Annotated in this window: 3 protein-coding genes; 2 read left to right on the plus strand and 1 reads right to left on the minus strand. The window is 56.6% G+C overall.

Going from position 1 to position 5,357, the window contains the following annotated elements:
* The coding region (locus F4Y00_00825) for a hypothetical protein (protein MYE03510.1) at positions 1–696 on the minus strand (696 nt) is incomplete at its 3' end.
* Between the two features lie 375 nt (positions 697–1,071).
* Here F4Y00_00825 and F4Y00_00830 point away from each other — a divergent pair.
* Together F4Y00_00830 and F4Y00_00835 are read left to right on the plus strand one after the other, a co-directional pair.
* A complete protein-coding gene (locus F4Y00_00830; protein ID MYE03511.1) occupies positions 1,072–3,270 on the plus strand; it encodes an AAA family ATPase in 2,199 nt (732 codons plus the stop codon).
* Complete coding sequence (locus F4Y00_00835) at positions 3,270–4,766, plus strand: hypothetical protein (GenBank protein MYE03512.1); 1,497 nt, start codon at positions 3,270–3,272, stop codon at positions 4,764–4,766. The genes F4Y00_00830 and F4Y00_00835 overlap by 1 nt, the downstream gene beginning before the upstream one ends.
* Positions 4,767–5,357: the final 591 nt, after the last annotated feature.

A 5,357-nucleotide genomic window follows, 5' to 3' on the forward strand; every position in this document is an offset into this window, starting at 1 on the left:
CTCGCTGGATTCATCCTCGGACGGATTCAACTGCATCGACTCGGATGTCTCCGGAAACGGCTCCCCGTTTTCCTGCAAGCCGTTTAGAAGGTTCTGAATGCCGGGATCGGTGGCCGCGGGCCACGTCACTACCGTGCGGGGGGTCTCTGGATTTGTTTTTATCCTCGCATCCAGATGTTTTCGGTCACTCCATTCATCAGGGAATCGATTGGCAAGCAATCGAAGGATCGCTTGCTCACTCATGGGCTTGCGCCCAAATTCCTTGACCTCATGGAAGACCGTGACCGTTTTGCCGGTCTGCGGATCCACGCCCTCGCGGGTGAACTTGCGGACTTTATCCGGTCGGCCCTTGGCCAGTTCATCAAATAAAACTGCACTGGAAAGATCCTGGGACTCGCTCACAGCACGGGATAAACGCCCATAAACGCCACGCGCTTTTGGGTTTTCAGCACGCAGCAACCACTTTCGGGCCGTGTTGGTTTTGACGGGTTCCTCGGTCGGATGCAGTCGGCGATACGCTGTGACGAGGGCAACGCGTGGATGGTAGTGCGATTCTGCAATCAGTGTGGAGGCAGCAGCAATCACGTTATCCGTCAATTTGGGAGCACGGCCCCCCACTCCCTTTTTGGGCGTGCCGTCCATTTTGACCCCATGCGGAGCGTTTTCCGGTGGTTTCTCGGTGGTCTCAGAGGCCATAACTCCAACGATCGCCACAAAGGGCGTTTAATTGCGATTCTCGCCGTGTGTGGAAAATGAATACTAACATACCAGAGACATCACGGTTGTTGATTCTATGCCCTATTCTGGACGTCAAAATATGGATTTACGGATTCATTTGGTCAGGGCCACGCTCATCCTGGGAAAATCTGATCCCCGTGCCGTATCTTTGCAATACTCATGTGCTGGGTACCTGTTGCCCGGTTGACGTTGGGAATTCGTGCTGCGATCACGTGTTTCCCGTTTGAACGCCCATGCCACGATCATGGGCGTTCATCTTTTTGGACGTTTTGGATTTTGCTCGCCCGTGGCTTAAATTCTAAGAACCATCCCCGGATCGCAGCCGGATAGCACATGATCCCAGATACACCGAAACCCGAACACGAAAGGCAGCTGGCCGAGGCCTTTAATACTGCACTGCCCCGGAAACTCACGCGCGAGCAGATCGATGAGGTGCGGGAAGAGTACTTTCCGCATGTCCAGTTCGTAGCTTGCTTGGGAAACAAAAAACCGGTCGACTGGCGGGACCCGGAAAACGCTGCGGACGGCTGGACGGGGAGGGGGAAGCCGACCTTCAAACCCATGTCCGACCGAGCCTACGAGCGGGCCGCGCTCTTGGCAGTGTTCCCGTCATCGATGCGACTGGTGGGGGTGGATGTTGATTATGGTGGGAGAGCCGTGGCGGATCAGCTGGCAGACCTGTACCCTTACGCCACGTACATCACACCTTCCCGACGCCCGGACGGGTGGCATGTGTGGTTCGCCGTGGATACCGATGTGTTTGAGTCCAAGGACTATAGTTTCGGTGGTGGCTCTGGTCAGACCCGCGGGAGTGAGAACTATTTGATCTGCTGGGACCCGGAAGGGTTTGTCGACATGTGCAGGCGACTCCATCAATGCGATCAACCGGTGCCGGCCAACGCGCTCAGGGCGCACCTGGGCCTACCCATTCCAGGCACAAAAACGGGGAGGGCTGCGCCGGCATCGGCTCTGCGCAAAGAAGCGGACCCCCTCCGGTCAAGTGATCTTCCTGCAACGATACAGGTGCAGATCCTTCGGCTGCACCAGGCCCTGCAGGATAAGAGGGGCGAACGCCACACAACGCTAATCAGCGAGGCAGGCAGCATCCTGCGGAGGATCCGGGGTGCCGGGTTGGATCCTGGGCAATACACGGATCTGCTGCTGCCGGATAACCCCGGGCCCGGTGTGGATATGGATAAGGCGAGGAAGACGGTTGAGGCTGCGCTCAAGTACGCGCTGGATGCGGAGCTGGACATTGCGCAGAATGTCCCGGCGGGCGAGCGGGAGCGCTTGGGGCCACTCGATGATGCACTCAAATCGGCATGGGCAGCAAAGTCACAGGAAGCACCGGACTACGATGCGCTGATCCGAGCCATCAAATCGGCGTGGGCAGATGTGCAGGATCTGAGGCTGTCCAAAGAGACCGGGAGACTGATGCGCGATTACCGAGCCGTGGTTTGGGACACGGTCACAGACCTTGAAGGTTCTCAGCTGGATGCCGAGATCCGAGGACGTTTCATTATGCCGGCTAGGCCGCACCACCACGCTCATGTATCGAGTCTGATGGATGGGGTGCATGCGCCGGTCGATTGGGTGGTGGATGGATGGATCCCTTCGGGGATGGTCAGTCTGTTAGGTGGGCATGGAGAGGTTGGGAAGAGTTTTGCGTCGCTGTGGCTGTGCATGAGGATCGCCCTGGGAGAGGTCAGATGGTTTGATGTGTTGGAGGGGACACATCAAACGGAGCTGGGAACGAGGCCCCCGGAGGTGATGCAGGAGGGAAGGGTATTGTATGCCGGATTTGAAGACACGCTTGATACCATGTATTCCCGTGTATTCAGAAAGTTTATCGAGGGGCAGGATGATGCTGTGCTGGAGAAAGTCCGGGATAACGTCTGCGTGCTGCGGGGTACATCCCCGCTGTTTGCACCGCTTGCGGGAAAGCACAGGGACACACAGCTGCGGATCACGGAGGCGGGCCGGATCTTTGAGGATGCGGTCAAAACGATCGTCCCCCGTCTGGTCGTGATCGACCCGATCGTTGCAGCTTTCTCAGGGAATATCTCGGACAGTGTGGCCGTCCGAGCATTTATCCGGTTTTTGCAACGCCTGGCGGAGGACACGGGGGCAGCCATTCTGATGGTCGGTCACTTGCCCAAAGGCGGGACGTCAACGGCCCGGAGTTTTGCGTCGGCTGGATCGGCCGACTGGCAGAATGGTTCGCGTGCGGCGATGACCTTGATGCGGGATGTCAAGATGAGAAAAAATAAGGCGGGCGAGTGGGTACCTGCCAAGGATCCAGACGGGAGGGTGATCTATCTGAATAGTCTGACGCTCCGACTTGAGAAGGGCAACCACGCGAGGCGGAAGCCAGACCTGAAGCTGTGGTGGGGGCCGGATGCAGGCTCGGGGTTGGTGATTTACCCCCACTCCTATGGAGGGGCGGACAGTGAACCAACCAACGGACAAACGGCGGCGCGGCCACCGAAGGCCCCATCGCAGCCGATAGATGACGAAGAGCTGCCGTTCTAATGAGTGAGATCCAAGGACACAGAGAAGAAATACTTAGGCAACTCCAAGAGCTGGAGAGCAGTGAGGTCACGGGATCGGATTGGATGATGCTGGATCGTCAGATCTGTGACCTGATCGTGAAAGGGTATTGGGAGCGCGTGTGTGCACATAAGACGGTTCAGGTTTCGATCGGCGATGTTCTGTGTCCTTCCTGGATGGATCTTGGAAAGGCCGTCAACGAGAAAATGACGGACCCGATGCGCCACAAAGATGAGGGATGGAATCTCTGTCTGGGGCAGGTGGATGCGTGCGCACGTCGATTTGATCGGAGCGGCTATGAGGGAAGCATCGAAGAGCGGATCTGCATCTATGACGAAAAGAGAGGCGCGCCAAAGGACTCGTTTTTGGTGAGCGTTCGGATCATGGCGCTCTCGGGGATGGATGGCGGGCGTGGGATGCCACGCGAATATTTCCCCTTTCCTCACACGCCGACCGTGATGCACCGGCGTGTTCTGAAGCGGATGAAGGAGCATCCAGATGACCGGAAGACGGAAGCGCACCTATGCCCATTTTTTGCGCTGGTTCTGTGGTATGTGCGTCACTACGCAAAGCAGGTCTCGAACCCCTCGGACGCCGTCCCGCTCATTCCGAGCACGGCGATTGAATCGGAGGACGACAGGCAGAAGCGGAGAGCGTCACGAATGCTCACGGTGATTCCCCCGGAAATGCTGGGACTGAATCGGTGGCATAACCCGAACGAAGCACGTCTGGGCGCGCAATTCCTCTTGCTCATGTTGGGGGAGGTCAGGCGAGAACTTTGGGATACTGAGATTCGCGTAACGGTGGATGACATGCCGGTGGTGGAGTTGTTCAAAAAGGCAACCGGGATCAAACGGTTCAGACCTGAACGACATTCAAAAATAGTCCTGGGCGCTCTGGATTATATCCGAACCCTTCCACTGGTGGAATACAAAAACCGCGAAGGGCGTTGGCGGGGTTATGCGCCGGTACAGATCCGGGAACAACCGGTGCGTCGGGTGTTCGAGGATGACATACTCCAAGTTAGCATCTGGTTTCCGCCGACGACTCGCGGGTTCAAGATGTGCCCGAAACTCAACGCCTTCGCTAGTTCCTCGGGAGATATCAGGTGGAAGCTGGTCTATCATCTGTCAGCAGCATGGAGCGAGGTGCTTGACATTCGGGGGGGAGGGAAGCGGGTGTTTCAGAAAATGGATCGGGATGAGTATCCACAGGTGACGATTGACGACCTGGTACGGATGGGGTACGGTACGGAGGCTCCGAGCGAGGGCACAAAACGTCAGTGGAGATACAGGACTCGGGTTGTACTGGAGAGACTGCGGGGAAAAGGATTCATCCTTTTTGATGGGCCTGCGAAAATGCTTGGGCTGAAACCCTTTCCGTTGCCAATGCCGGGGCCGTCCTGGAGTGGATGGTCGGATAATCAACGGAGCCGTCTGATCGAGCAGTACTCACTGCCGCAGCTGCCATTCGAGTAGGGTTCATGGGACGGACGGAATGTGGTCTACCCTGTAACGTTTTATGGTCTACCCTGTAACGTTTTGTGGTCTACCCTGTAACGTTTTTGGTCTACCCCGTAACGCTAGCAACGAAAAAACCCTATTTGCGCCTACGTAGATGCTGTTTTTTCAGACGGATACCTAGGATACAGGATACAGGATACAATATCCTAGTATCCTTATATCCTATGCCTACGGCTACGCCCTCTCGGTCAGACGACCGAGGGCAGCCGTATGCATCTGACTTGAGAGAAAAAAAGAAGAGCCGCGCGCGCCGTTGACACCTTACGAATCCAGCAATGACCTTACGAGACTTTCAACACTTATCCGACCTTTTGGCCCGAAACGATTTGGAGGGGATCGATGAACTCTACTCCCTTGCGGAATTGCGACTTGCCGTCCGCGCCCCCGAATCCGGCGTGGATGAGCTGGCCCTGGATCGGGAGAGTCTGCAGAGGTTGAAGCATTTGATTCTCTCGAAAGAACCTTCGCCGGTCTGAGGCTCACAGGTGCGTTGTTGACCTCAGATACATGGAGGAGGTATCGGACTCGCGCCATGGACGCGATTGT

This window comes from Bacteroidetes bacterium SB0662_bin_6 (genome assembly GCA_009839485.1).
GTDB lineage: Bacteria > Bacteroidota > Rhodothermia > Rhodothermales > VXPQ01 > VXPQ01.

Bases quoted from the DNA above. Each gene is read 5' to 3' on its own strand.
- F4Y00_00830 (MYE03511.1), top strand. From the start codon at position 1,072: ATGATCCCAGATACACCGAAACCCGAACACGAAAGGCAGCTGGCCGAG.
- F4Y00_00835 (MYE03512.1), top strand. From the start codon at position 3,270: ATGAGTGAGATCCAAGGACACAGAGAAGAAATACTTAGGCAACTCCAA.